Genomic DNA, 24,348 nt, shown 5'->3' on the forward strand with positions numbered 1-24,348 from the left:
TTGGTAAGGCGGCAGGTTTACAATATGGATGTCACGTTTCTTCTGAATGGGGAAACCGTGCAGGTGGATGCGGAACCGACGCAGACCTTGCTGGACTGGCTACGTGTGGAACGCGGGCTTTGCGGCACGAAGGAAGGTTGCAACGAAGGGGACTGTGGCGCGTGTTCAGTTGTAGTACGCGATGACACCGGCGACAAAGCCCTGAACGCCTGCATTCTTTTCATGCCACAGCTTCACGGAAAATCTGTGCGCACGGTCGAAGGTATCAGCGGCCCTGACGGCGAACTACACCCCGTCCAAGAGGCAATGATCACTCACCACGGATCGCAATGTGGTTTCTGTACGCCGGGCTTTATTGCATCGATGGCCGCAGGGCACAGCCAAGGGCGCACCAACCACGATGATGTCCTTGCCGGAAACCTGTGCCGCTGCACGGGCTACGCCCCAATTATCCGTGCTGCCAAAGCTGCGGAAACGGCCGAAGTACCCACATGGCTAAACGATGAATTGCCTGCAGTATCACCCGCACCCTATGCACCGCAAAACCTTGATGAACTCAGCACATGGTACGCTGCCAACCCTGATGCTACCCTGATCGCTGGCGCCACTGATGTCGGGCTGTGGGTCACGAAACAACTGCGCGAACTGCCAAAAATTGCGTTCCTAAACCGCTGCGCAGAACTACGCGAAACGACCATCGGCAGCGATGATATCCATATTGGCGCGGCGGTCACGATGACCGAAACGCTTGCACTGGCTCGTGATCATCATCCGCACTGGGCAGCGATGATCCGGCGCTATGGATCGGAGCAGGTGCGCAATGCAGCCACCATCGGTGGCAACATCGCCAACGGTTCGCCAATCGGGGACAACCCGCCTGCGCTGATTGCAATGGGCGCAACATTGCACCTGCGCCACGGCAACACAGAACGGCAAATGCCAATCGAAGACTTCTTTATCGCCTACGGCAAACAAGACCGTGTGCCCGGCGAGCTCGTTACTGGCGTGACGATCCCGAAAGCAGCACCTGACCTGCGATGCTATAAAATCTCGAAACGGTTTGACCAAGATATCTCCGCCGTCTGCGGGTGCTTTAACGTCACCGTATCAGATGGCGCCGTCGTCGATGCCCGCATCGCATTTGGCGGGATGGCCGGCACACCACACCGCGCCACCGAAGTAGAGACCGCCCTGATCGGCCAACCATGGAACAGCACGACAGTCGCCCAAGCCGCCACGAAATTCGGTGACGATTACACACCAATGTCAGACATGCGCGCCTCTGCCGGGTATCGGCTCCAGATCGCACAAAACCTGCTGCACCGCTACTTTGCCGACCGCACTGGACAGGCCACTAACGTGCTAGAGGTCACACCATGAGCGTCGCAAAACCCCTTCCGCATGATGCGGCGAAACTGCATGTGACGGGCACCGCCCGCTATATCGACGACATTCCGACACCTGCAAATGCGCTACACTTGGCGTTCGGCATGTCCGAAATCGCGCGCGGCAGTTACACCATGAACCTAGACGCGGTTCGCGCAGCACCCGGCGTGGTCGCCCTCCTTACCGCCGATGACCTACCCTTTGCGAATGATGTGTCGCCCTCCGTCCATGATGAGCCACTCCTCGCGACGGGTGCGGTACATTATCTGGGTCAGCCGCTTTTCTTGGTTGTCGCTGACAGCCACCTGAACGCGCGCAAAGCCGCACGACTTGGCACTGTCAACTATACTGAAGAAACGCCAATCCTGACGATTGATGAGGCGCTTGCCGCCAACAGCCGCTTCGAGGACGGCCCAGTTATCTGGAAGAAAGGCGACGTCGATACCGCGCTGTCAAATGCCCCGCACCAGTTGCGCGGCAGCATCACGATGGGTGGCCAAGAACATTTCTACCTCGAAGGTCAGGCCGCGCTCGCCTTTCCGCAAGAGGGCGAGGATATGCTCGTCCACAGTTCCACCCAGCACCCCACCGAAATCCAACACAAAGTGGCAGAGGCGCTTGGGGTTCCAATGCACGCCGTACGCGTCGAAGTCCGGCGCATGGGTGGTGGCTTTGGTGGCAAAGAAAGCCAAGGTAACGCGTTAGCCGTCGCTTGCGCCGTCGCTGCGCGAGCACTCGGTCGCCCCTGCAAAATGCGTTACGACCGCGACGATGACATGATGATCACGGGCAAGCGGCATGATTTTCGGATCGACTATGTCGCTGGCTATGATGACACAGGCAAACTCACCGGCGTTGATTTCACACAAGCCACGCGTTGTGGCTGGGCGCAAGACCTATCGCTGCCTGTTGCGGACCGCGCCATGTTGCACGCCGACAATGCCTACAACTTGCCAGCAGTGCGCATCACGTCCCACCGTCTAAAAACCAACACGCAATCTGCGACCGCCTATCGCGGGTTCGGTGGCCCCCAAGGGGTGCTCGGCATTGAACGGGTGATGGACCATATCGCAAGCGAACTCGGGATCGATCCCGTCCTTGTGCGGCAACGCAACTACTACGCGGCGGCAGACCGTAGGGTGGATCTTGATCCACCCGCCCCCCAGACTACGCCGTATCACATGCCGGTCACTGATTTCATCCTGAACGAGATGACGGAACGGCTGATTGAAACGTCAGATTACAAAAAACGACGCGCGGCCATTGCAGAATGGAACGCCGAGCAAACGATCCTGAAAAAAGGGATCGCGATCAGCCCGGTCAAATTCGGCATCTCTTTTACCCTGTCGCACCTGAACCAAGCTGGTGCACTGGTGCATGTTTACCAAGACGGCTCTGTCCATATGAACCACGGCGGCACAGAAATGGGCCAAGGGCTGTTCCAAAAGATTGCACAGGTCGCCGCCAGCCGTTTTGGCATTGACGTAAGCGCGGTCAAGATCACCGCGACCGACACTGGCAAAGTACCGAACACGTCAGCCACTGCTGCATCATCAGGGTCAGACCTAAACGGTATGGCTGTCGCCAACGCCTGCGACACAATCCGCGACCGGATCGCCGCGTGCCTCGCCGAACTCAATCAAAGCCGGACAGAGGACGTGTCATTCAAAGACGGTCAAGTCACCGTTGCAGGCGAAACCATGTCCTTCGCGCAGGCCGCAATGACCGCCTATCAAAACCGGGTCAGCCTATCGGCCACAGGTTTCTATAAAACCCCCGGCCTTGCTTGGGATCGGACCAAAGGCACCGGCACACCATTCTTTTACTTCGCCCAAGGGGCCGCCGTCACCGAGGTCGTCATCGACACGCTGACGGGAGAAAACCGCATTCTACGCACAGATATCCTGCATGACGCGGGCGCATCACTAAACCCCGCCTTGGATATCGGTCAGGTCGAAGGCGGCTATGTCCAAGGCGCAGGTTGGCTAACAACAGAAGAGCTCGTCTGGGATGACAAGGGGCGGCTGAGGACCCACGCACCATCAACGTATAAAATCCCCGCCTGTTCAGATCGGCCTGATGTGTTCAACGTTGACCTCTGGGATGAACCAAACCCCGCTCAGACGATCTATCGGTCCAAAGCCGTGGGCGAGCCACCGTTCATGCTGGGCATATCCGCATTCTTAGCACTTTCCGATGCGGTCGGTGCCTGCGGTCCGAACTACGCCGACCTTCAGGCCCCTGCAACTGCCGAAGAAATCTTGAACGCGATCCACAGGGCACGCGGATGACCAACGGCATTCGGATCACCATTACCAAAACCGCCGGGTCAACACCCCGCGATACTGGCACACAAATGATGGTCTGGCCGGATACGACCGAAGGCACCATCGGCGGCGGGCGGCTCGAATGGGATGCAATTGCCGAAGCCCGCAGCATGCTGATGAGCGGGCAAACAACGCAAACCCGCACGATCCCACTGGGGCCCGGCCTTGGACAATGTTGCGGCGGGTCGGTGACGCTGTCGTGGGAACATGCTGATGGCATGACCACAAGCCAAGCACGACCACTTTGGATCTACGGCGCGGGCCATGTCGGGCGGGCCATCGTCAATGTCATGGCCCCCCTGCCCGATTTTACGATCACTTGGGTAGACACCAGCGCCGACCGGTTTCCCAAAACGGACACCACGACATTGGTCGCGAGCGATCCATCCCAAGTCGTCAAACACGCGCCCGACGATGCAGATCACCTGATCCTGACTTACAGCCACGACATGGACCTCGCGCTGTGCCATGCGATTCTATCGCGTGACTTTCACAACGCCGGTCTCATTGGATCAGCGACGAAATGGGCACGTTTTCGGGCGCGGCTCGCCGCATTGGGGCACGCACCGGAACATATTTCGCGCATCGCGTGTCCAATCGGCGATCCATCTCTTGGGAAACACCCGGCGGCCCTTGCGCTTGGCGTCGCAACCGCGATGATCGCGCCGCAAACGCACCGGACCAAGGACCGTACCGCATGAACCAGCCATTGCTTGCCCTGTCCGGGCTGACCAAAGCCTACCCCGGTGTAGTCGCCAACAAAGATGTGTCGTTCGAAATCGCACCCGGCGAAGTCCACGCGCTGCTTGGTGAAAACGGCGCGGGCAAGTCGACTTTGGTCAAAACGATCTATGGGCTGGTGAAACCAGATAGCGGCACCATGACCCTGAACGGCGCCCCCTATGCGCCTGCCGAACCACGCGCAGCCCGCGCATCAGGCGTGGCCATGGTGTTCCAGCATTTTTCGCTATTCGACGCGATGAATGTGGCCGAAAACATCGCACTTGGTATGGAAAACCCACCGCCCCAACGCGAGATCGCAGAACGCGTGCGTGCTGTATCGGATCAATACGGGCTACCGCTTGATCCTTCACGGATCGTTGGTGAATTGTCAGCCGGTGAACGCCAGCGGGTGGAAATCATTCGCTGCCTGCTACAAGACCCAAAACTGCTGATCATGGATGAACCCACCTCGGTTCTGACCCCGCAAGAGGTCGACATCCTATTCAAGACCCTGCGCAAGCTAAGCGCCGAAGGCACCGCGATCTTGTACATCTCGCATAAGCTAGAAGAAATTCGGGCGCTGTGTGAAAACGCGACTGTGCTGCGGTTGGGCCAAGTCGTTGGCACCTGTGATCCACGCGAGACAAGCGCACGCGATATGGCAGAGCTGATGGTGGGGTCCGCCCTGCTTGTGCCCGAACGCGCGGCACGGCCAACAGGCGAAACGGTCCTGTCACTTCAGGGGCTGTCGGCAAAGGCACCGCACCGATTTGGCACCGCCCTACGTGATATTTCGATTGATGTACAAAAGGGCGAAGTGCTGGGAATTGGTGGCGTTGCAGGCAACGGCCAAGACGAATTGGTCGCAGCGTTTTCAGGCGAAATGCGTACCGCCAAAGGCATGGTAAATTATCAGGGGCAAAGCATTAGCCAGCTTGGGCCCAACGCCCGGCGCAAACTTGGTCTTCTAACCGCACCAGAAGAACGGATGGGCCACGCCGCTGCCCCCGACATGAGCTTGACCGAAAACGCCGTTCTGACCGCGACAACCCGCCAGAAACTGGCCAACAAAGGTTTCGTAAACTGGCGCAAGGCACGCAGCTTTGCTGAGGACGTCATCAGCACCTTTGACGTGCGGACCCCCGGCCCACAAAATACAGCGCGATCATTGTCTGGCGGGAACCTGCAGAAATTCGTGATCGGCCGCGAGATCATGCAAACCCCCGATGTTCTCGTGGTAAACCAGCCGACATGGGGTGTTGACGCATCCGCCGCTGCATCTATTCGTCAGGCACTTCTTGATCTGGCCGCCAAAGGCACCGCCGTGATTTGTATTTCGCAAGACTTGGACGAACTGATGGAAATCTCTGACCGCTTCGCCGCGCTAAACGAAGGCCGGCTATCAGCCCCACGCCCAGCGCAGGGCCTCACGGTTGAAGAAATCGGCCTGATGCTTGGTGGTGCGCATGATATGGAGGTCGCCCATGTTGACGCTTGAAAAACGTGCGCAGCCTTCGCGCGTCTGGACACTGGCCGCCCCAATCTTTGCAGTATTGCTGACGATGATATGTGGTGGGCTATTGTTTGCGGCGTTGGGCAAGGACCCGTTCGAAACCATCCGCACGATTTTCTTTGACCCACTGTTTTCTGAATTCGCGTGGTTCTACCGCCCGCAGCTTTTGATCAAGGGCGCACCCCTTGTGCTGATCGCGATTGGGCTATCCTTTGGCTTTCGCGCGGGTATTTGGAACATCGGCGCCGAAGGTCAGTATATCGTCGGCGCAATTTGCGGTGCGGCTGTTGGGCTGGCGTTTTATCCAACTGAATCGTTCTTTATCTTTCCTCTGATGATTGTTGCTGGGGTGTTGGGTGGCACGCTTTGGGCGCTGATCCCAGGGATTTTGAAAGTCAAATTCGACACAAACGAAATCTTAGTGTCGCTTATGCTCGTCTATGTGGCGGAACAACTGCTAGCATCTATGGCGCTGGGCGCACTGCGTAATCCTGATGGTATGGGCTTTCCAGGATCGCGCAATTTAGCCAAATATGACAGCGCAACCAGTTGGATATCAGAGAATGTAGGCATGCATTGGGGCGTTGTCGTTGCCCTGATCGCTGTCATATTTGCCTATGTAACTCTGTCGCGCCATCTGTTTGGATTTAACGTACGACTTGCCGGGCAAAGCCCTCGCGCCGCCCGCTTTGCTGGCGTTAACCCCAGCACCTTGGTTCTGATCTGCATGGGTATTTCGGGTGGCCTTGCTGGTGCCGCTGGCCTGTTCGAGGTCGCAGGCCCCGCAGGACAGATCAGCATTGATTTCAACGTCGGCTATGGGTTCACCGCGATTATTGTCGCCTTCCTTGGTCGTCTTCACCCTATTGGCATTTTGCTAGCTGCAGGCCTGATGGCCCTCACCTACATCGGGGGCGAGATCGCCCAATCCAACCTTGGCCTGCCGGGTGCAGCGATCCAACTGATGCAAGGGATGCTGCTGTTCTTCTTGCTGATGGTGGATGTTTTGACAAATTACCGCGTGCGGTTTGGTAAGGGGGCAATGGCCTAATGGACTGGACCGCAATCAATCCCATTCTGCTTCTTGCGTCACTTATGGTGGCGGCAACCCCAATCATCCTAGCATCAGTCGGCGAATTGATTGTTGAACGTGCCGGTGTGCTGAACCTTGGCGTCGAAGGCATGATGATCACCGGTGCCGTTTGCGGGTTTATCGTCGCGGTTAATACCGGGTCTCCCGTGCTTGGCTTTATCGGGGCGGCAATTGGTGGCGCGATGCTATCACTGCTGTTTGGCTTCCTCACCCAATTTCTATTATCGAACCAAGTCGCCACGGGCCTTGCTCTCACTCTATTTGGGCTGGGCCTGTCGGCGTTGATGGGGCAAAGCTATATCGGGATCAAAGCACCGGATTTTCCGGATTGGCACATTCCGTTGCTTGGCGATATTCCTGTCATTGGTCCAATTGTGTTTCAGCATGATCCAATGGTCTACGTTGGGCTGGCGATTGTCATCGCTGTCTGGGCGTTTCTGAAATACAGCCGCGCGGGATTGATCCTGCGTGCAGTCGGTGAAAACCACGAAGCAGCACATGCCTTGGGCTATCACGTTGTTCGCGTGCGGATGCTGGCGATTATGTTTGGCGGGGCCTGTGCTGGACTTGGCGGTGCTTACCTTAGCCTTGTTCGCGTACCGCAATGGACCGAAGGCATGACCGCAGGTGCCGGCTGGATCGCGCTTGCGATTGTGGTCTTTGCAAGCTGGAAACCACTGCGGCTTTTGCTTGGCGCCTATTTGTTTGGCGGCGTGACCGTGTTGCAGCTAAACTTACAAGCAGCCGGGATGGCGATCCCGGTAGAATATCTTTCCATGTCGCCGTATCTGGCAACAATAGCCGTTCTGGTTATTATGCGTGCTGGACGGGCGCCGGGATCACTGGGCCAATCTTTCCATGCCTCGCGTTGAGGCGTCACCACCAAGGGGATGAGTATGACTATCAAATCAATTATGGCCGGGGCAACATTTGCCGCAAGCCTTAGCACAGCAGCCTTTGCTGAAGATCCAACGAAGGTTGGCTTTATCTACGTCGGCCCCGTGGGCGACGGCGGCTGGACATACGAACACGACCAAGGGCGTCTTGCCGTAGAAGAAGCATTCGGCGATGCAGTCGAAACTGTGTACGTTGAAAACGTACCAGAAGGCGCCGACGCAGAGCGCGTTCTGCAGCAAATGGCACTTGGCGGTGCTGACCTGATCTTTACAACGTCGTTCGGCTACATGGACCCAACGATCAACGTCGCGGAAAAATTCCCTGACGTAAAGTTCGAGCACGCGACTGGCTACAAGCAAGCCGACAACGTGTCTGTCTATTCTGCACGTTTCTACGAAGGCCGTGCTGTTCAGGGCCACATCGCTGGTCACATGACTGAAAGCAACGTCATCGGCTACATCGGGTCTTTCCCAATCCCCGAAGTTATCCGCGGTATCAACTCTGCTTACATCCACGCCAAGGCTGTAAACCCTGACGTCGAATTCAAAGTGGTCTGGGCCTACACATGGTTTGACCCTGCAAAAGAAGCCGAAGCAGCAACTGTTCTGATCGAACAAGGCGCTGACGTGATCCTGCAGCACACTGACTCAACTGCACCACAGGCCGCAGCGCAGGCGGCTGGCAATGTCGTGACCTTCGGCCAGGCGTCTGACATGGCTGAATTCGGTCCATTCCCACGCGTATCTTCGATCATCGACAACTGGGGCCCATACTATGTTGCGCGCACCCAAGCTGTCATGGACGGCACATGGGAAAGCACGAACACATGGGATGGTATCGGCGCTGGCATGGTTGGCATCGGTGAAATCACCGACGCAGTACCTGCAGACGTAAAAGCATCCGCAGAAGCCCTGCGCGATAGCCTTGCTTCTGGCGAATACCACGCGTTCACTGGCCCGCTGAACAAGCAAGACGGCACAGCATGGTTGGCCGAAGGCGAAACTGCAGACGATGGTACTCTGGCAGGCATGAACTTCTACGTTGAAGGCCTGACTGGCGAAATCCCGCAGTAAAACTGCAATCAATGATCTGGAAAAGCCCCGTCTTTGGCGGGGCTTTTTTGCATTTTCGGTACAAAACTCGGTCAGCCAGCAGGCGAAAAACTGCGAGCCAGTACGGGTTTAGATGATTTTTGCGAGCATATATTGTGGCTATCGCAAATCACGCGGCCACATTTGGGACACAAAAACAATTTGAGGTTGTGCATTTTAGAGGGTGTAAGTGGTGTGATTATTTAGCAACCCAAATCGCATCGGACAGCGGCATTGCTTTACAGCGAAGCCCCACCTGCAGCTTTTGTGCAAAACACAGAATTAATTGCATTTCTGGCAATTGTAATTGTCTAAACGATTATAGTTCCTCTCCCCAATTTAATAACGCCTCGCGTAAGGGGGAAAATATAAATTTTTTCGTCCATAGTTAATGCGCTGATAAAAACGCAACCAAAAGCTGAAAACACAATAAGGCAATCGACTTACACAAAAGTACAGGTTGCTTAAAAGTCAGGAAGGCGGGAAACCGCTCATTGTAAAGCGTACACATCTCAATGAGTTATGGAGAAAATTTATGGACCTGACCGTCTACAAGAAATACAAGAACCTAGTATCATCTTTCGCCCTGTCAGCAGCACTTATTACGCCCGCTGCAACAATGGCTGGTGAAGTTACATTGAAATCTGCCGATGGTACTGTGAACCTAGTAGGCGAATTTATTGAATTTACAGACAACAACTATGTCATCCGCACAGGTCTTGGTGACCTTCGCATCTCCGCCTCTCGTGTAAGTTGTGCTGGCGCAGACTGCCCAGACTTTGGCTCAACCGACGCAGACATCACAATCGCCGGTTCTGACGCGATCGGTACAGGCGTTATGCCACTGCTCATGTCCGGCTACGGCGCATACCTAGGCGCAGAAGCAACACAGACAGCAACTGGTGTTGACGGCCAGTTCGTCACTGAAATGGTTGGTGACGAAGGGTTTGGCGACCCAATGGGTTCTTACCTGATCTCATCAACTAGCTCTGGCGACGCGTTCAACGCTCTGCTTGATCGTAGCGCACAGGTCGGCATGTCCGCCCGCCGCATCACACCTGACGAAGCACGCGCCCTGCGTGCAGACGGCGCAGGCAACATGGTCAGCACAGACAGCGAGCACATCATCGCTGTAGATAGCCTTGTCGTAATCACACACCCAAGCAACCCAGTGAAAACCGTCACGCTGGAACAGCTGCGCGGTATCTATAACGGTAGCATCACAAACTGGTCCGAAGTTGGCGGCGAAAACGCACCAATTACACTAGTTGACCGTGCGGTCGACTCTGGCACACGCGAAACATTCATGAACGGTGTGTTCGGCGATCAGGCACCTGCCCCACTGTCAGACACAATCCTAGTCGCTGACAACAACCAGATGGCGGCTCAGGTTAACGCCGACGAAAACGCAATCGGCTTTGTTGGTTACGCGTTCCAACGCGGCGCAAGCGCTCTGTCACTGGTCAACGACTGTGGTCTGACAATGACGCCAGACGCGTTCTCTGCACGCACCTCAGAATACGCCCTTCAGCGCCTGATGTACCTCTACACACGTGACGACACTGCAGACGAAGCAACAATGGACTTCATCCACTACGCTGAATCTTCAGCAGCTGACGAAGTTATCGGCAAAGCAGGCTTTATCGATCTGGGTATCGACCGTCGCGCACAATCGCTTGATGGCGACCGTGCTCGTGCATTGCTGAACCCAAATGTAGATGCCTACGAAGGTGGGTTCATGCGTGAAATGCTGTCACAGATGGTTGACTATGACCGCCTGTCTACAACTTTCCGCTTCCGTACTGGTTCACAGAACCTTGACGAGCGTGGCCTGCTAAACATGCAGCGTCTAGCCGATTACTTGGAAACCCAAGAAGAAGGCACCAAAGTCATGTTCGTTGGTTTCACCGATGACGTGGGTGCATTTGACAGCAACCGTTCTTTGTCTCAGTCACGTGCCGAACAGGTTCGCGCTGAACTAAGCAGCCTAGCTGGTGATCGTCTTGCCGGTATCGAAATGGCAACTGCGGGCTACGGCGAAATCGCTCCATCAGCTTGCAACACTTCTGAAAACGAACGCCAGATCAACCGCCGCGTTGAAGTATGGATCGAAGCAGCCAAGGGCTAACTTGGCTTATGCAGGCGCCAGACAACCTGGCGCCTGTGCAGCGCGCTGCACTTTCAGATCAATTTGACCAAGTAGCACCGCGTTCTTTGCTTGCCTCTGTCGGCGTGCCGATTTCGGCCACCACCACAGCCAAGACAGCGTCAAGAAATCCATAACTACGACCGAAAGCCGATATGAATTTCGCGCTGACCCGGTCGGATCTACAGGAGTTCAAAATGCAGAACCACATTTCAACAAAGTCCCGCACCCGCCGCATGGCATTCACTACAACCGCTTGCATCGCCCTCATGGGGTTTGGCGGAACAACAGTACAAGCACAGTCAATCGACACCGCGCTATATGATGGCGGCAAAGCCCGCGTAAACCGCGCCTTTGGCCTTCGCGGCCTCTCAGAATCCGTCGCTTCGGCAAGCTGCCGCTATAACGCGGGCATCGACCTCGAGACAGCCGAATACGATCTTCAGCACGTCCACGATAACTTTGACGCGATCCTAAAAGGTCTGGAATTCGGCGACCGCGCTTTGGGGATGCCCGGCGAAGAAACAACACCACGTATCCTAAAGGCGATCAAACAGACTCACGAAATCTGGGATCCGATGGAGCACGCCGCACTTGAGATGCTTGGCGGCACGGCGACCGACGCAGACGTCGAGACAATCAGCGAAGGCTATCATGCGCTGTTTGATCAGACCACAAATCTGGCCGCAGACGTGTCAGGTGAATACACAAACCCACAAGAACTGCTGCAAAGCGACGCAACCGTTCTGAACTTTGCTGGTCGCCAGCGCGCACTTGCGCAGCGTATGACACGCGCAGTGTGTGAACTGGCAACAGACACCCACACAGACGTCGCGCTTGAAGAGCTGATTGCGACTGTCGACATGTTCGAACTGTCATTGGTCGCACTACGTGACGGCTATCCTGCAGCTGGTGTGAATCCACCGCCAAACGACACCGTTAAGGCGAGCCTAGAAAGCACCTATGCAAAGTGGCAGGCAGGACGCGGCATCTATGACGCGATCAAATCTGGCCAAGCAGCAACTGCAGAAGATGTCATCGCATCAAACGCGCTGACACAGGAACTTAGCGTTGGCATGAACAACGCGATTACCCTGTATCTAATTGCGACCCCCGGCAAAGACGGCATCTACCGCGTACCGCTTGAGGCATATGCAGCCGCAGAGCTAAGCACTTGGGTCTCTGACGCACGTGTCATCGACGCGGTCAAAGCCCAGAACGCAGCACATGCAAACATCACCGAAGACGAAGTCATCGCGCTTGATCAACAATGGCGCGCCGAAGCATCGGGCGATGGCGGACCGCTTATGACGACTGCACTGGACAACCCAGTCTCTGAATGGCTACGTGCCCACCAAGATGAAACCGCCGGCTTTGTGACCGAAGTGTTCATCATGGACTACGTTGGCTTGAACGTCGCGCAAAGCGTCCCAACATCCGACTTCTGGCAGGGCGACGAAGCCAAGCACCAGCAAACATATGGTGTTGGCCCAGATGCGCTTCATATCAGCGATATAGAGTTTGATGACAGCACTGGCTTCTATCAATCGCAGGCATCTATGCCCGTTGTTGATCCAGCAACCGGCGAAGTTATCGGCGCAATGACCTTTGGGATCAATGTGCAAAGCCTGATGTAATTCTCCTGAGAAACCAGGTCTACGGAGAGGCGCGGCGCAGCAATGCCCGCGTCTTTTGCTTTGGATATACCCCACGACAAAGGCGCGCCAATTACTCGGCGCGCCTTCTTTTGATTGCTACCTGGTTTAGTGCTTGTGTTTCACAATCTCGCCCGACTTCAGTCGACCGAAATAGCTGTTCATCTCGGCCTTCACGATGGGCATCAAGAAATACAGCGCTGTGATGTTCACAACTGCCATTGCAAAGATCATCGCATCCGAGAAATCGATGACCGCGCCCAATTCGGCCGCGGCACCGATCACGACGAAAACGCAGAAAATGATCTTGAATGCCAGTTCTTGCGCCTGACCTTCGCCAACCAGATAAGTCCAAGCCTTAAGGCCATAGTAGGACCAACTGATCATCGTCGAGAACGCAAATAGGATGACCGCAATTGCCAGCACATAAGGGAACCAGCTAAATCCGGTGGCAAACGCCGCCGATGTTAGCTGCACGCCCGATGATCCGTCAGCAGTCTGGATCCCAGTCCCAGCTTCGTTCAGGACGTAGTTGCCGGTTGCGGGGTCGACGACTAGCACACCAGAAATCGTGATCACCAACGCAGTCATCGTACAGATAACGACCGTATCAATGAACGGCTCTAGCAGTGAAACGACCCCTTCGGTAATCGGCTCTTTGGTCCGCACGGCAGAGTGGGCAATCGCCGCAGAACCAACACCAGCCTCATTTGAGAACGCAGCACGTTTAAAGCCTTGGATCAGCGCCCCGACAAAGCCGCCAGCGACACCAAGCCCGGTAAACGCACCAGCCCAGATTTGGCCGAACGCCCAACCGATTTGGTCATAGTTCACAAGCAAGATGATCAGCGCAACGAACACATACATGATGCCCATAAATGGCACGACTTTCTCGGTCACTCGAGCGATGGATTTGATACCACCAACAATCACAGCAAAGACCACGACAGCAAAGACAAGCCCCGTGATCCAGCCCGGATAGTCACCTGTAATGCCTGAAATCTGCGCATGCGCTTGGTTCGCTTGGAACATGTTCCCACCACCCAAAGCACCAAGAATACAGAAGATCGAGAAAAGGATCGCCAGCACTTTGCCACCCGGCAGATTCCGTTCCTTGAAGCCTTTGGTCATATAATACATCGGACCACCGGAAACCGATCCATCCGCGTATTCATTGCGGTATTTCACACCTAGCGTACATTCGGTGAACTTGGACGCCATCCCCAGAAGACCCGCAAAGATCATCCAAAACGTGGCACCCGGCCCGCCGATACCGACGGCCACAGCCACACCCGCGATGTTACCCAAACCAACCGTTCCCGAAAGCGCGGTCGCCAAGGCCTGAAAGTGGCTTACCTCACCCGCGTCATTGGGATCAGAATAGTCACCTTTCACCAATGATATCGCGTGTCCAAATGCGCGAATTTGGATCAAGCCAAAGTAAATCGTAAACACGGTCGCACCGATGACCAGCCACATCACAATCCAAGGAAAGCTTGATCCAGCGATCTCGAATGGCAGTGGGTTAAAGATTAGGGTCACGAACCAACCCGTGGACCAAGCAAATGCATCATTGATTTTATCGTCTAAAGACGCCTCTTGCGCGGCTACCGCCACAGGAGACATCGCGGCAAGCATGGCCGCAGTTAATAGCTTTTTCATGTTCTCGCCCCTACGGAATGATTGTCACGGGGACCGAAGCCGAAGCCACCAGTCGCCCTGTTACGCCACCAAAGACACGCTCTTTCAGACCACGACGGCCAACACGGCCAACGATAATCTGTGCGGCGCCATGCTCCTTTGCCAAGTCGTCAAGAATTTCGGCAACATCGCCGTGCTTCACGACCCCAGTCACACTAAAGCCGTCAGCCTTTGTTGCCGCGACCGCAGGGTCCAACACACGCGAAAGCGCCATGCTGATTTCTTCTTCGCGTCGCTTGTGCCGCATCGCGTTTTCTTCGGGGGTCTGAAAGCTAAACGGCGACCATTCGATCACGTAGCATAGCAAGATCGTACAACTTCCCACCGCTTTGGCACGGTCTTTGGCGAAGGCGAGCGCTCGCTCTCCTGCATCCGAGCCGTCAATCCCGACGACAAATACTGTTTCACTCATTGCAAATCCCTGTTTGTCTATTGATTGAAAAGAAAACCCAAACGCAAATCGACCATTTGGGGTGGTCAGCTTCTGGCGGCTGTTGGGATCAATGATACGCCAACAATGCCATTCAGCGTGAAAAAATTGCAAAATAGGCATAATCCAGCACATAAGACCGCAAAACAGACGGCCAGCAACACAAATAGAAACCAGTATCACCTCATTCAAAACATTCGACTTCTACAGCCGAAGCAACTTCGGGCGTTCAAACCACCGCTTCCGCGATTGCCCCCACCGCTGAGTCTCGCTATCTAGGGCCAACTTCTCAGATCAACGGAGCGTCCCCCGATGGCCAGCAATCAATTCGTCTATTTCATGGACGGCGTGTCCAAAACCTATCCCGGTGGGAAAAAGGTATTCGAAAACATCCGCCTGAACTTCTTGCCCGGTGTGAAAATCGGTGTGGTTGGTGTGAACGGCACGGGTAAATCTACCCTGATGCGGATCATGGCTGGTCAAGACAAAGACTTTACCGGCGAAGCATGGGCGGCCGAAGGTGCGCGCGTGGGTTACCTGCCGCAGGAACCCGAACTCGACCCGAACCTGACCGTACGTGAAAACGTCATGCTGGGCGTGGCCGACAAAAAGGCGATCCTTGATCGTTATAACGAAGTCGCTATGAACTACTCTGAAGAAACCGCTGATGAAATGGCGCAACTTCAGGACCAAATCGACAGCCAAAACCTGTGGGATCTCGACGCACAGATCGACATCTCAATGGAAGCCCTGCGCTGCCCCCCGGATGATGCCGACGTCACAACCCTGTCTGGTGGTGAAAAACGCCGTGTCGCGCTGTGTCAGCTTTTGCTGGACGCGCCAGACATGCTGCTGCTTGACGAACCGACCAACCACTTGGACGCCGAAACCATCGCTTGGCTGCAACAGCACCTGATCGACTACAAAGGCACAATCCTGATCGTCACCCACGACCGTTACTTCCTTGATGCGATTACAGGTTGGATTCTGGAACTGGACCGTGGTTCAGGCATCCCGCATGAAGGCAACTACTCCAGCTGGCTAGAGGCCAAAGCCAAGCGTCTGGAACGCGAAGCCAAAGACGACAAATCCAAGCAGCGCACCCTCGCGCGCGAATTGGAATGGATGCGCCAAGGCGCCAAAGCACGCCAAGCCAAATCCAAGGCCCGTATCAGCGCCTATAACGAAATGGCCAACCAGTCAGAGCGCGAAAAAATGGGCCGCGCCCAGATCATTATCCCGAACGGACCACGCTTGGGTAATAAGGTGATCGAGGTGAACGGCCTTAAGAAGGCCATGGGCGACAAGCTCTTGATCGAAGACCTGTCATTTGACCTGCCACCCGGCGGCATCGTCGGCGTCATCGGCCCCAACGGTGCGGGTAAATCCACATTGTTTGGCATGCTGACAGGTCAGATCGAACCTGATGAAGGTACCGTCGAATTCGGCGAAACCGTGAAACTGTCCTATGTGGATCAGTCACGCGATGCGCTCGACGAAAACACCACCGTCTGGGAAGAAATCAGCGGCGGCGCGGAAATCATCGAACTCGGCGATGCGTCTATGAACTCGCGCGCATACTGCTCAGCGTTCAACTTCAAAGGCGGCGATCAGCAGAAAAAAGTCGGCCTGCTATCAGGTGGTGAACGCAACCGCGTGCACATGGCAAAACTGCTGAAATCCGGCGGCAACGTCCTGCTTCTCGATGAACCTACCAACGACCTCGACGTCGAAACACTGCGCGCATTAGAAGACGCATTGGTCGATTTCGCAGGCTGCGCCGTCGTCATCTCGCACGACCGCTTCTTCCTCGACCGTATCTGCACCCACATGCTCGCGTTCGAAGGCGACGCCCACGTCGAATGGTTCCAAGGCGGATTTACCGACTACGAAGAAGACAAGAAAGCACGGCTAGGCGCAGACGCACTGGAACCAAAGCGGATGAAGCATAAGAAGTTTGTGCGTTAGTTATCTGAAGATTGACAGAGGATTGAACAGGGCGGCCTTGGGGTCGTCCCGCCTTGCGGTTTAATAAAAGGCGTACCTTGGTCCTTGCTTCCATTGTTAACGTCCTTAGTTTGGTGGCATAACTCGTTCGCATTTCGAAGATAAAAAATGCCGCACGCGGCATTTGTCTTAGAAAAGACTTAGGCAAGGTTTCCAACGTTTGTGCGCCCAAAACAATAAATATGTAGGTAATATGCATAGGATGATTTCGACCGCCGTAGCAGCGGCCGGGAATCGGTGTCTTCACTTCGACAAAGATGGAAGACAATGTAAGAAAATCGCCATTCAGTCACATTCACTCCAGCGCCGCGGACCACTAGAAACGATAGCCGAAAGCGGTCATGTTACAAAAATTGGCCCATCCCTGAAGGCTAGACCTTCTGAAGACCGTCTCCTATTTGAGTGTATCGGAGTGCGGAAAGCATCTACATTTCCAGGTTTTTGTGAAGAGCATGACCGGGGCATCTTCGAAAAAATTGAACAACAAAACATCACTTTGAATGAGCAGACCGCAACTATTCTTGGCATCCGCTCTATGGCGATGGAGCTATATCGGAAGCATGTCATGGTCCAAATATATCGTGAACTAGTTGAAGACTTAAAGCTCCGAAACGCCGACCAAACGCTGCAAAATTATAAATGGATAAAACGTGGGGCAGAACGCGCAATCAAGGTCAACACGAGAAAACTCAAGAAACTCTTTCGAGATTATTACAGAGGGGTATCTGGCAATTTCCATTACACCTTTTTCGAATTTGACCGTCAGGTACCGTTTGCATCCACTGGTGCTTTTGAACCGGCGTGGGATCTAGACAAGAACTGCTTATTTGAGTGCAATCCAATACGAACGCACTGGAACTCCGTATCACTTTTCTGCGGGAACGTTGGCGACAACTTTTACGCAGTATTGTCAGGCTATCAGAAATATAGAGCTCACAGAATTGACACCTTTCTTAATTCGTTAGACGCAAATAGCTCCGACTTAATATCGGCACTCTTTGCGATATCAGTTGTACATTTGGAAAACTGCTATGTGCGGAGTAGTTGGCTTGAAACTCTCAGCGATAATGAAATTAGTAAGATTTCGGCAATGGCACGGAGTGGTATCTTAGACGGCCTAGGTAGCCCTTTGCCCCTTTCTATGAGAGTCAGATTTCCGAAAGCGGAATTGATTTCATATCGAAAGATCTAGCCCCATGTGAGCTAATCTTTCGAAGCAACATCAGCGCCGGATCACCACATTCACTCTACATCAACCCCATAACTCTTGGGCCGCTCTCCCTGCGCTGCAGCATCCCGATCTTGCCCATTCAAAATCTTCATTTGCGCATAGATCGCCTCTTCCATCCGCAACGCCTCGCCGATTTTCATATTGGCCCATAGCCCTAGTATCCGGCTAATTCGCGCCTGATACCCCGGCCCCATCGCCCGGTAAAATTTCGCGACGCTTTCATCCAACCGCAGCGTGATCTTCACCTTGGGTTCTTCGACATCCAGATCATGTTCCAGCGTATGCCACGCCAGCGGCACCTTATCGCGCAGTTCCAGCGACAGGTCGGTTTCGTCGATATTTTCTTCATACAGGTATCGCATCATCTTTTGGCGCGCGATCCTCTGCGCCTTGGACATTCGGGGCATCGTTCTCTCCTTCCCCAAGAACATCACCTAGCTGCATTTCGAATCGCTAAAACAACCGTGCGTTGGCACCCGACGCATCGCCGACGCGATACCGACCTTGGGCCGACACGTCGATTTTACTTGATTTATTGATGGTAAGGCCCCACATGGGGTTGGCAGACGTTATCCAACTCGACCACTGTTTTCCTACTCGGCTACAGTCTTTCGATCTTGCACTGACTAAGCCAAACCATCGCAATTATGCGGATGGTATTGATTATAAAGGAAAACACGATGGCTACTGGCACCGTGAAATGGTTCAACACAACTAAAGGCTTCGGCTTTATCGCTCCCGATGGTGGTTCTAAGGACGTATTCGTTCACATCTCCGCTGTAGAGCGTTCTGGCCTGACTGGCCTGCGCGACGATCAGAAAGTTACTTTCGATATCGAAGCTGGCCGCGATGGCCGCGAATCTGCGGTTAACCTCGCGCTCGCATAAGCGATCTATGAATTTTGTGGCGAGAGTGTTCACTTTCGCCACAATTTTTGCGCGAATTCATGCCTTTTCGCGGACAATTCTCTAAAATTGTTGATTTTGTTGCGGACTCTGCCATGGTTGAGTCGCGACGTTAAATTATCGACCACTGTCTCCTCTTTCGGCCCAGTCAATCGATCTAAGTTTGACCGAGCCACACCGCTGCATTTCCGTGAGCGGACGATATTGAAGGAAGACACAGACATGGCTTCAGGCACTGTCAAATGGTTCAACACCACTAAAGGCTACGGCTTCATCGCGCCCGACGGCGGCTCTAAGGACGTTTTCGTCCATATTTCTGCTGTTGAGCGTTCCGGTCTCACTGGTCTGCGCGACGATCAAAAAGTTAATTTTGATATCGAAGCAGGACGTGACGGACGTGAAAGCGCTGTGAATCTGACTGTAGCTGATTAATCAGTATTTTTATTTGAAAAAATCTAAGGGCGCTCCTTTTGGAGCGCCCTTATTGCTTGGAGGCATTAGCAAAACGTTAAGCAACCAATCGCCCTGCGGCCCAAACAGACTGAACAATTGGCAGATCGTTGACTAAGCCAAAGCGCAACACGTCTGCGCGTTTGCCGATGGCAAGAACACCGCGATCATCCAGATGTACGTGGTGTGCAGGCTGCGAGGTCACCGTCCCCATGCCCTTGGCCCAATCACCCCAAATCTGCGAGACTTGCACCGCCCCCAGCAGCAATGCCGCGGGTACGTAGTCAGACGAGAGTATGCTTAAGCGATCCAAATCGGCGAGCGCCTTCGCCGCAACATTACCTGAGTGCGACCCACCGCGTACGAGGTTCGGCGCCCCCATTATTGTGGCAATTCCCGCCTCGTGACAGGCATGTGCCGCTTCCACCGTTGTTGGGAATTCTGCCAAAGTGATACCGTAGGCATGGCTTGCTGCAACCTGTTCGGCTGTTGTGTCGTCGTGGCTTGCCAATGTAGCGCCGTAACGATTTGCGGCAGCGACAGCTGCCACTTCATGCTTGGCGCCAAGACGCGCCTGTAGCCCGTACAAAAAATCAATGTAATCAGGCAACGCAGCACGATCCATCCCGTGCTTTCCGCAAATATAGTCCACATATTTTTCGACATCACTGAACTGTCGCTGACCCGGCGTGTGGTCCATCAATGACACGATCCCGATCCGATCAGTTTCACCAAATTCGTCCAATTCCTCCACGAGCGTTTCAGAACAAATCTCGGCCCTGAGATGGATGTGGTGGCTGATTTTCAGCGCCCCAGTATCGCGCATTTGCAAGATTTCGTCAGCCATTTGCCGTGCGTATTTGCCATAGCGCCGACCTTGGTTTGACACGATGGAGCCCACCCGAATTGCATCGAACACAGTCGTGATACCGGTGCCCGCCAATTCGCGATCATGCGCAACAATTGCGGCACGATGCGGCCAGTCCACTTTGGGTCGTGGGCTGATGTGGCGTTCAAGGTTATCGGTGTGCAATTCAATCATACCGGGGCTAACAAAGTCGCCTCCACAGTCGATTGCCCCGTTCGGAACTGTCGCCCCCTGGCCAATGTCAGTGATCATACCACCCTGCATTTTTAGGCTGCCTGTGATGACTTCATCAGCAAGGATAATCTGGGCATTGGCGAGGATAATTTCTTGTGTCATGGATTTGTCACGCGACCTTGGCAAAGAGTGTTTCATGTTCGAACGTTACGCAATTTTTTATACTCCACCACCCGGCCCGTTCGCCGACTTCTGTGCGTCTTGGCTGGGGTGGGATAATAAGGCGGGCCGCAAATGCGTTCACCCGCAAATCGCTGATCTTGATGTGGCCAAGCTGACGCTGGCCCCACGTAAATACGGCATTCACGGCACGCTCAAAGCACCGTTTCGGCTGGCCAAAGGCACCATGCAAAGCCAGCTGGAACAGGCCACCGCCCAATTGGCCGGGACCATCCCCGCGTTCCGACTTGATGGGTTGTCTCTTAAGCACCATCGCGGCTTCTTGGCTCTGCGCCCACGCGGCAATGCCACCACGCTGAACGCTGTTGCCCAGCACATCGTCGAAGCTTTGGACGACTTTCGTGCGCCGGCCCCGCCCGCTGAATTGGCCCGCCGAAGGCAAGCCAACCTGTCCGAGCGCCAAGAAGAGAACCTGACGACATGGGGTTACCCCTATGTCAGCGACGATTTTCATTTTCACCTTACGCTGTCCGGCCGCATCGATCCCGGCCTTGGCGCAGACGTCACTGATGCATTGGCACCGCACCTGTTGCCTTTGGTCCCGCGACCGTTTCCGATCGGTCAGATCACGTTGATGGGGGAAGACAGCGACGGGATGTTTCACGAAATTCATCGTTACGACCTAGCAGGATAAAGGAGACTAAGGGCAGTCTGCACAGCAAGATCAAGTGGTCCGCTATTATCAACGATATGTGCGGCCACACCGTCAGGCAGTGCAAAACTCGCGCGATTTAGCCGGTGCTCGACCTGTTCGGCGCTCTCTCTGCCACGCGCCATCAAACGTTGCGCAAGCACCTCTCGCTTAGCGGTTAGCACGATCACTTCACATCGTTCAAAACGCTGTTTTGCCGTCACAATTTGCGCGCGCGACAGGTTTGCGAGCATATCAACGCCCTGCTCAAGCGTGCGATCGACGGTGACCGGAATCCCATAGTGCAAACCATGTGCAGGCCAAGACAACGCAAACTCCCCCGCTGTTTGCATCTGTAGAAAGCGGCTTTCGCTAACGCCTTCAAAGTCTTCGCCACCGGCATCACCGGGGCGGGTAATGACACGGCGGGCAAGAACAAGCCTAGGATCAGCCGCCATAGCGCGCATCACGCTATCCTTGCCGACGCCAGATGGGCCAACTACGGCGATAAAGCGTCCCGTCATGCGGGGGCTTTCGGTGTAAACCCAGTCACATCAATCTCTCGATCACAAACCCGGTCACGGGCGGCTTCGTCATGAAAAATGCCGATGATCGCCGCGCCACGTGCTTTGGCCTCTTCAATCATCGACATGACAACTTCGCGGTTAGCCCCATCAAGGCTCGCCGTTGGTTCATCCAACAAAAGCGCTGGATAGTTATAGGCAAAGCCGCGTGCGATATTGACCCGCTGCTGTTCACCGCCAGAGAACGTGGTCGGGCTCAAGCCCCAAAGCCGTTCTGGAATGTTCAGATCATCCAACAACACCTTCGCCCGTGAAATCGCAGCGTTGCGTTCCGTGCCAGTCGCCAACAATGGCTCGGCGACCACCTCAACTGTCGGTACGCGCGGAACGACACGCAGGAACTGGCTGACATAGCCCAGCGTATAGCGACGCAGATCTAATATCTCGCGTGGTTCGGCGCTCGCGACGTCCACGTCACCAATCATGATCCGCCCAGAGGCAGCGAGGTAATTACCGTAAATCATGCGCATCAGCGTTGATTTTCCGGACCCTGACTGCCCAACTAGCGCAACACATTCGCCCGCAGCCACCTGCAACGACGCGCCTGCCATAACAGGAATGACTGCGGCACCTTGGTTATGTAGCGTGAATGACTTTGCTACGTTTTCGACTTGGATCATCGTCAATCCCTCGCCTTGTTCCAAATACTCAAGATTCAAACCTGCAACACGGACGACACCAACAGCTGGGTATAGCCATGCTGCGGATCGTCAAGCACTTGATCTGTCAGACCAGTTTCAACCACATGCCCATCTTTCATGACCATCAACCGATCAGCAAGAAGACGCACCACAGCCAGATCATGGGTCACAATGATCGCACTGAGGTTCATCTCGCGGACAAGACCGCGCAGCAAATCCAAAAGCCGGGCTTGAACGCTCACATCCAACCCACCTGTTGGCTCATCCATGAACACCAGCCGTGGTCCTGTGACCAGATTGCGCGCAATCTGTAGCCGTTGCTGCATGCCACCAGAAAAGGCGCTGGGGCGGTCATCAACCCGATCTGCGTTAATCTCGACCCGGCCCAGCCAATCAGTCGCCTGATCGCGAATTTCGCCATAATGGCGCGCGCCAACAGCCATCAACCGTTCACCTACATTGCCGCCGGCGCTTACGTTCGTACGTAGCCCGTCACGCGCATGTTGGTGCACAAAAGCCCAGTCAGTACGCGAAAGCATTCGACGTTCAGGTTCTGACATCGTGACGGTATCGCGCATACCATCGGTGCGCGTATCAAAATTCACCGCACCTTGATCAGGGGGCAAATGCCCGGCAAGGCAGTTCAACAGGGTCGATTTCCCCGATCCGCTTTCGCCAACAATTCCCATGACTTCGCCGGGAAACAAGTCGAATGATACTTCCTTGCAGCCGATACGATTACCATAGAATTTCGATATTCCGTGAACATTCAGCAACGGGTTCATGCTGCGTCCTCCCCGTAGGGCGCACCTTGCGCACCGACATGACCATCCTTGCGCCGGCCCGCGCAGTAATCCGTGTCAGAACACATAAACATCCGCCCACCCTCATCATCGACGATCAGTTCATCGAGATAGCTATCCTCGGCACCACATAGGTCACAGGCATGATCGGCTTTGCTGGCTTCGAACGGGTAGTCGTCGAAATCGAGGCTGACGACATCCGTATAGGGCGGTACCGCGTAAATCCGTTGTTCACGGCCTGCGCCAAACAGCTGGATACCCGCCATGTTCAGTTTCGGGTTATCGAATTTCGGGATCGGAGACGGGTCCATCACATAGCGCCCTTCGACCTTCACCGGATAGGCATAGGCCGTCGCGATCGCGCCATGCTGCGAGATATCCTCGTACAGTTTCACGTGCATCAGCCCGTATTCTTCAAGGCTATGCATCTTGCGGGTCTCAACCTCGGACGGCTCCAGAAACCGCAGCGGTTCCGGGATCGGCACCTGATAGACCAAGATTTGATCACCGCGCAGATTCTGTTCAGGAATGCGGTGACGTGTCTGGATCACGCTGGCGTCGACCGTTGCTTCGGTCACAGCCACGCCTGCTGTCTTTTCAAAGAAGCGACGGATCGACACCGCGTTTGTGGTGTCATCCGCACCTTGATCGATGACCTTAAACGTATCGTCCGGTGTCAGAACCGCAGCCGAAACCTGTACACCACCCGTCCCCCAGCCATAAGGCATCGGCATTTCACGGCTCGCAAAAGGCACCTGATACCCCGGTATCGAAAGCCCCTTAAGGATCGCACGACGGATCATCCGCTTGGTTTGTTCGTCCAGATATGCAAAGTTGTAATCAGACATTTTA

Annotated in this window: 22 protein-coding genes; 14 read left to right on the forward strand and 8 right to left on the reverse strand. The window is 54.7% G+C overall.

Annotated elements, in window-relative coordinates; all coding sequences use genetic code 11:
• The first annotated feature begins 24 nt into the window (after positions 1-24).
• From ACHUEV_RS11175 to ACHUEV_RS11215, 9 genes are all read left to right on the forward strand, one after another.
• A complete protein-coding gene (locus ACHUEV_RS11175) occupies positions 25-1,380 on the forward strand; it encodes a xanthine dehydrogenase small subunit (RefSeq protein ID WP_394179841.1) in 1,356 nt (451 codons plus the stop codon).
• Positions 1,377-3,677 (forward strand): xanthine dehydrogenase molybdopterin binding subunit, encoded by a 2,301-nt coding sequence (xdhB, locus tag ACHUEV_RS11180; RefSeq protein ID WP_394179843.1) that lies wholly within the window; start codon positions 1,377-1,379, stop codon positions 3,675-3,677. The genes ACHUEV_RS11175 and xdhB overlap by 4 nt, the downstream gene beginning before the upstream one ends.
• Complete coding sequence (xdhC, locus tag ACHUEV_RS11185; protein WP_394179845.1) at positions 3,674-4,414, forward strand: xanthine dehydrogenase accessory protein XdhC; 741 nt, start codon at positions 3,674-3,676, stop codon at positions 4,412-4,414. The genes xdhB and xdhC overlap by 4 nt, the downstream gene beginning before the upstream one ends.
• A complete protein-coding gene (locus tag ACHUEV_RS11190; RefSeq protein WP_394179847.1) occupies positions 4,411-5,934 on the forward strand; it encodes an ABC transporter ATP-binding protein in 1,524 nt (507 codons plus the stop codon). Before xdhC ends, ACHUEV_RS11190 begins: the two co-directional genes overlap by 4 nt.
• A complete protein-coding gene (locus ACHUEV_RS11195; RefSeq protein ID WP_394179849.1) occupies positions 5,921-7,000 on the forward strand; it encodes an ABC transporter permease in 1,080 nt (359 codons plus the stop codon). Before ACHUEV_RS11190 ends, ACHUEV_RS11195 begins: the two co-directional genes overlap by 14 nt.
• Positions 7,000-7,914 (forward strand): ABC transporter permease, encoded by a 915-nt coding sequence (locus ACHUEV_RS11200; protein WP_394179851.1) that lies wholly within the window; start codon positions 7,000-7,002, stop codon positions 7,912-7,914. The genes ACHUEV_RS11195 and ACHUEV_RS11200 overlap by 1 nt, the downstream gene beginning before the upstream one ends.
• A 24-nt stretch (positions 7,915-7,938) precedes the next feature.
• The gene (locus ACHUEV_RS11205; RefSeq protein ID WP_394179853.1) at positions 7,939-9,012 is read left to right on the forward strand and encodes a BMP family ABC transporter substrate-binding protein; all 1,074 of its coding nucleotides are present in this window, start codon (positions 7,939-7,941) and stop codon (positions 9,010-9,012) included.
• Between the two features lie 553 nt (positions 9,013-9,565).
• Positions 9,566-11,158 carry a phosphate ABC transporter substrate-binding/OmpA family protein gene (locus tag ACHUEV_RS11210; protein WP_394179855.1) on the forward strand — a complete coding sequence of 531 codons (1,593 nt, stop codon included), beginning with the start codon at positions 9,566-9,568 and terminating at the stop codon, positions 11,156-11,158.
• 215 nt (positions 11,159-11,373) lie between these two features.
• Positions 11,374-12,813, forward strand: a complete 1,440-nt coding sequence (locus tag ACHUEV_RS11215) for a type IV pili methyl-accepting chemotaxis transducer N-terminal domain-containing protein (RefSeq protein WP_394179857.1) — start codon at positions 11,374-11,376, stop codon at positions 12,811-12,813.
• Between the two features lie 126 nt (positions 12,814-12,939).
• Here ACHUEV_RS11215 and ACHUEV_RS11220 read toward each other — a convergent pair whose 3' ends face one another.
• Positions 12,940-14,493, reverse strand: a complete 1,554-nt coding sequence (locus tag ACHUEV_RS11220; protein ID WP_394179859.1) for an alanine/glycine:cation symporter family protein — start codon at positions 14,491-14,493, stop codon at positions 12,940-12,942.
• A gap of 10 nt (positions 14,494-14,503) precedes the next feature.
• On the reverse strand, positions 14,504-14,944 hold the full coding sequence (locus tag ACHUEV_RS11225) for a universal stress protein (protein WP_394179861.1): 441 nt from the start codon (positions 14,942-14,944) through the stop codon (positions 14,504-14,506).
• A gap of 330 nt (positions 14,945-15,274) precedes the next feature.
• Between ACHUEV_RS11225 and ettA the strand changes: the two genes are divergently transcribed.
• Both ettA and ACHUEV_RS11235 read left to right on the forward strand, forming a co-directional pair.
• The gene (gene ettA, locus ACHUEV_RS11230; protein WP_394179863.1) at positions 15,275-16,930 is read left to right on the forward strand and encodes an energy-dependent translational throttle protein EttA; all 1,656 of its coding nucleotides are present in this window, start codon (positions 15,275-15,277) and stop codon (positions 16,928-16,930) included.
• A gap of 232 nt (positions 16,931-17,162) precedes the next feature.
• Entirely contained in the window at positions 17,163-18,161 is a 999-nt protein-coding gene (locus ACHUEV_RS11235; RefSeq protein WP_394179865.1) for a hypothetical protein, read from the forward strand.
• A 50-nt stretch (positions 18,162-18,211) separates the two neighbouring features.
• On the opposite strand, the gene ACHUEV_RS11240 is transcribed toward ACHUEV_RS11235, so the two are convergent.
• A complete protein-coding gene (locus ACHUEV_RS11240; protein ID WP_394179867.1) occupies positions 18,212-18,607 on the reverse strand; it encodes a BrnA antitoxin family protein in 396 nt (131 codons plus the stop codon).
• A 273-nt stretch (positions 18,608-18,880) separates the two neighbouring features.
• Between ACHUEV_RS11240 and ACHUEV_RS11245 the strand changes: the two genes are divergently transcribed.
• Complete coding sequence (locus tag ACHUEV_RS11245) at positions 18,881-19,087, forward strand: cold-shock protein (RefSeq protein ID WP_090195363.1); 207 nt, start codon at positions 18,881-18,883, stop codon at positions 19,085-19,087.
• Positions 19,088-19,327: 240 nt separating this feature from the next.
• Positions 19,328-19,537: a cold-shock protein gene (locus tag ACHUEV_RS11250; RefSeq protein WP_394179869.1), complete on the forward strand. Its 210-nt coding sequence runs from the start codon at positions 19,328-19,330 to the stop codon at positions 19,535-19,537.
• Between the two features lie 76 nt (positions 19,538-19,613).
• Here the strand turns inward: ACHUEV_RS11250 and ACHUEV_RS11255 are convergent, their stop codons facing one another.
• Complete coding sequence (locus ACHUEV_RS11255; RefSeq protein WP_394179871.1) at positions 19,614-20,759, reverse strand: alpha-D-ribose 1-methylphosphonate 5-triphosphate diphosphatase; 1,146 nt, start codon at positions 20,757-20,759, stop codon at positions 19,614-19,616.
• A 34-nt stretch (positions 20,760-20,793) separates the two neighbouring features.
• On the opposite strand from ACHUEV_RS11255, the gene ACHUEV_RS11260 reads away from it, so the two are divergent.
• Positions 20,794-21,471: a DUF1045 domain-containing protein gene (locus ACHUEV_RS11260; protein ID WP_394179873.1), complete on the forward strand. Its 678-nt coding sequence runs from the start codon at positions 20,794-20,796 to the stop codon at positions 21,469-21,471.
• On the opposite strand, the gene phnN is transcribed toward ACHUEV_RS11260, so the two are convergent.
• The 4 genes from phnN to ACHUEV_RS11280 are packed head-to-tail and all read right to left on the reverse strand — an operon-like array spanning position 21,453 to position 24,344.
• Complete coding sequence (gene phnN, locus ACHUEV_RS11265; protein ID WP_394179875.1) at positions 21,453-21,992, reverse strand: phosphonate metabolism protein/1,5-bisphosphokinase (PRPP-forming) PhnN; 540 nt, start codon at positions 21,990-21,992, stop codon at positions 21,453-21,455. The genes ACHUEV_RS11260 and phnN overlap by 19 nt on opposite strands.
• A complete protein-coding gene (gene phnL / locus ACHUEV_RS11270; protein ID WP_394179877.1) occupies positions 21,989-22,672 on the reverse strand; it encodes a phosphonate C-P lyase system protein PhnL in 684 nt (227 codons plus the stop codon). Before phnL ends, phnN begins: the two co-directional genes overlap by 4 nt.
• Before the next feature lie 35 nt (positions 22,673-22,707).
• A complete protein-coding gene (gene phnK / locus ACHUEV_RS11275) occupies positions 22,708-23,478 on the reverse strand; it encodes a phosphonate C-P lyase system protein PhnK (RefSeq protein ID WP_394179879.1) in 771 nt (256 codons plus the stop codon).
• Positions 23,475-24,344, reverse strand: coding sequence for an alpha-D-ribose 1-methylphosphonate 5-phosphate C-P-lyase PhnJ (locus ACHUEV_RS11280; RefSeq protein WP_394179881.1), 870 nt, complete (start codon positions 24,342-24,344; stop codon positions 23,475-23,477). The genes phnK and ACHUEV_RS11280 overlap by 4 nt, the downstream gene beginning before the upstream one ends.
• Positions 24,345-24,348: the final 4 nt, after the last annotated feature.

The sequence above is a fragment of the Yoonia maritima genome (genome assembly GCF_043641945.1).
In the GTDB taxonomy this organism is placed as follows: domain Bacteria; phylum Pseudomonadota; class Alphaproteobacteria; order Rhodobacterales; family Rhodobacteraceae; genus Yoonia; species Yoonia maritima_B.

What these genes read in the sequence shown, in the direction of transcription:
- ACHUEV_RS11175 (WP_394179841.1), top strand. Translation starts at nt 25, where the DNA reads ATGGATGTCACGTTTCTTCTGAATGGGGAAACCGTGCAGGTGGATGCG.
- xdhB (WP_394179843.1), top strand. Translation starts at nt 1,377, where the DNA reads ATGAGCGTCGCAAAACCCCTTCCGCATGATGCGGCGAAACTGCATGTG.
- xdhC (WP_394179845.1), top strand. Translation starts at nt 3,674, where the DNA reads ATGACCAACGGCATTCGGATCACCATTACCAAAACCGCCGGGTCAACA.
- ACHUEV_RS11190 (WP_394179847.1), top strand. Translation starts at nt 4,411, where the DNA reads ATGAACCAGCCATTGCTTGCCCTGTCCGGGCTGACCAAAGCCTACCCC.
- ACHUEV_RS11195 (WP_394179849.1), top strand. Translation starts at nt 5,921, where the DNA reads ATGTTGACGCTTGAAAAACGTGCGCAGCCTTCGCGCGTCTGGACACTG.
- ACHUEV_RS11200 (WP_394179851.1), top strand. Translation starts at nt 7,000, where the DNA reads ATGGACTGGACCGCAATCAATCCCATTCTGCTTCTTGCGTCACTTATG.
- ACHUEV_RS11205 (WP_394179853.1), top strand. Translation starts at nt 7,939, where the DNA reads ATGACTATCAAATCAATTATGGCCGGGGCAACATTTGCCGCAAGCCTT.
- ACHUEV_RS11210 (WP_394179855.1), top strand. Translation starts at nt 9,566, where the DNA reads ATGGACCTGACCGTCTACAAGAAATACAAGAACCTAGTATCATCTTTC.
- ACHUEV_RS11215 (WP_394179857.1), top strand. Translation starts at nt 11,374, where the DNA reads ATGCAGAACCACATTTCAACAAAGTCCCGCACCCGCCGCATGGCATTC.
- ACHUEV_RS11220 (WP_394179859.1), bottom strand. Translation starts at nt 14,493, where the DNA reads ATGAAAAAGCTATTAACTGCGGCCATGCTTGCCGCGATGTCTCCTGTG.
- ACHUEV_RS11225 (WP_394179861.1), bottom strand. Translation starts at nt 14,944, where the DNA reads ATGAGTGAAACAGTATTTGTCGTCGGGATTGACGGCTCGGATGCAGGA.
- ettA (WP_394179863.1), top strand. Translation starts at nt 15,275, where the DNA reads ATGGCCAGCAATCAATTCGTCTATTTCATGGACGGCGTGTCCAAAACC.
- ACHUEV_RS11235 (WP_394179865.1), top strand. Translation starts at nt 17,163, where the DNA reads ATGCATAGGATGATTTCGACCGCCGTAGCAGCGGCCGGGAATCGGTGT.
- ACHUEV_RS11240 (WP_394179867.1), bottom strand. Translation starts at nt 18,607, where the DNA reads ATGCCCCGAATGTCCAAGGCGCAGAGGATCGCGCGCCAAAAGATGATG.
- ACHUEV_RS11245 (WP_090195363.1), top strand. Translation starts at nt 18,881, where the DNA reads ATGGCTACTGGCACCGTGAAATGGTTCAACACAACTAAAGGCTTCGGC.
- ACHUEV_RS11250 (WP_394179869.1), top strand. Translation starts at nt 19,328, where the DNA reads ATGGCTTCAGGCACTGTCAAATGGTTCAACACCACTAAAGGCTACGGC.
- ACHUEV_RS11255 (WP_394179871.1), bottom strand. Translation starts at nt 20,759, where the DNA reads ATGACACAAGAAATTATCCTCGCCAATGCCCAGATTATCCTTGCTGAT.
- ACHUEV_RS11260 (WP_394179873.1), top strand. Translation starts at nt 20,794, where the DNA reads ATGTTCGAACGTTACGCAATTTTTTATACTCCACCACCCGGCCCGTTC.
- phnN (WP_394179875.1), bottom strand. Translation starts at nt 21,992, where the DNA reads ATGACGGGACGCTTTATCGCCGTAGTTGGCCCATCTGGCGTCGGCAAG.
- phnL (WP_394179877.1), bottom strand. Translation starts at nt 22,672, where the DNA reads ATGATCCAAGTCGAAAACGTAGCAAAGTCATTCACGCTACATAACCAA.
- phnK (WP_394179879.1), bottom strand. Translation starts at nt 23,478, where the DNA reads ATGAACCCGTTGCTGAATGTTCACGGAATATCGAAATTCTATGGTAAT.
- ACHUEV_RS11280 (WP_394179881.1), bottom strand. Translation starts at nt 24,344, where the DNA reads ATGTCTGATTACAACTTTGCATATCTGGACGAACAAACCAAGCGGATG.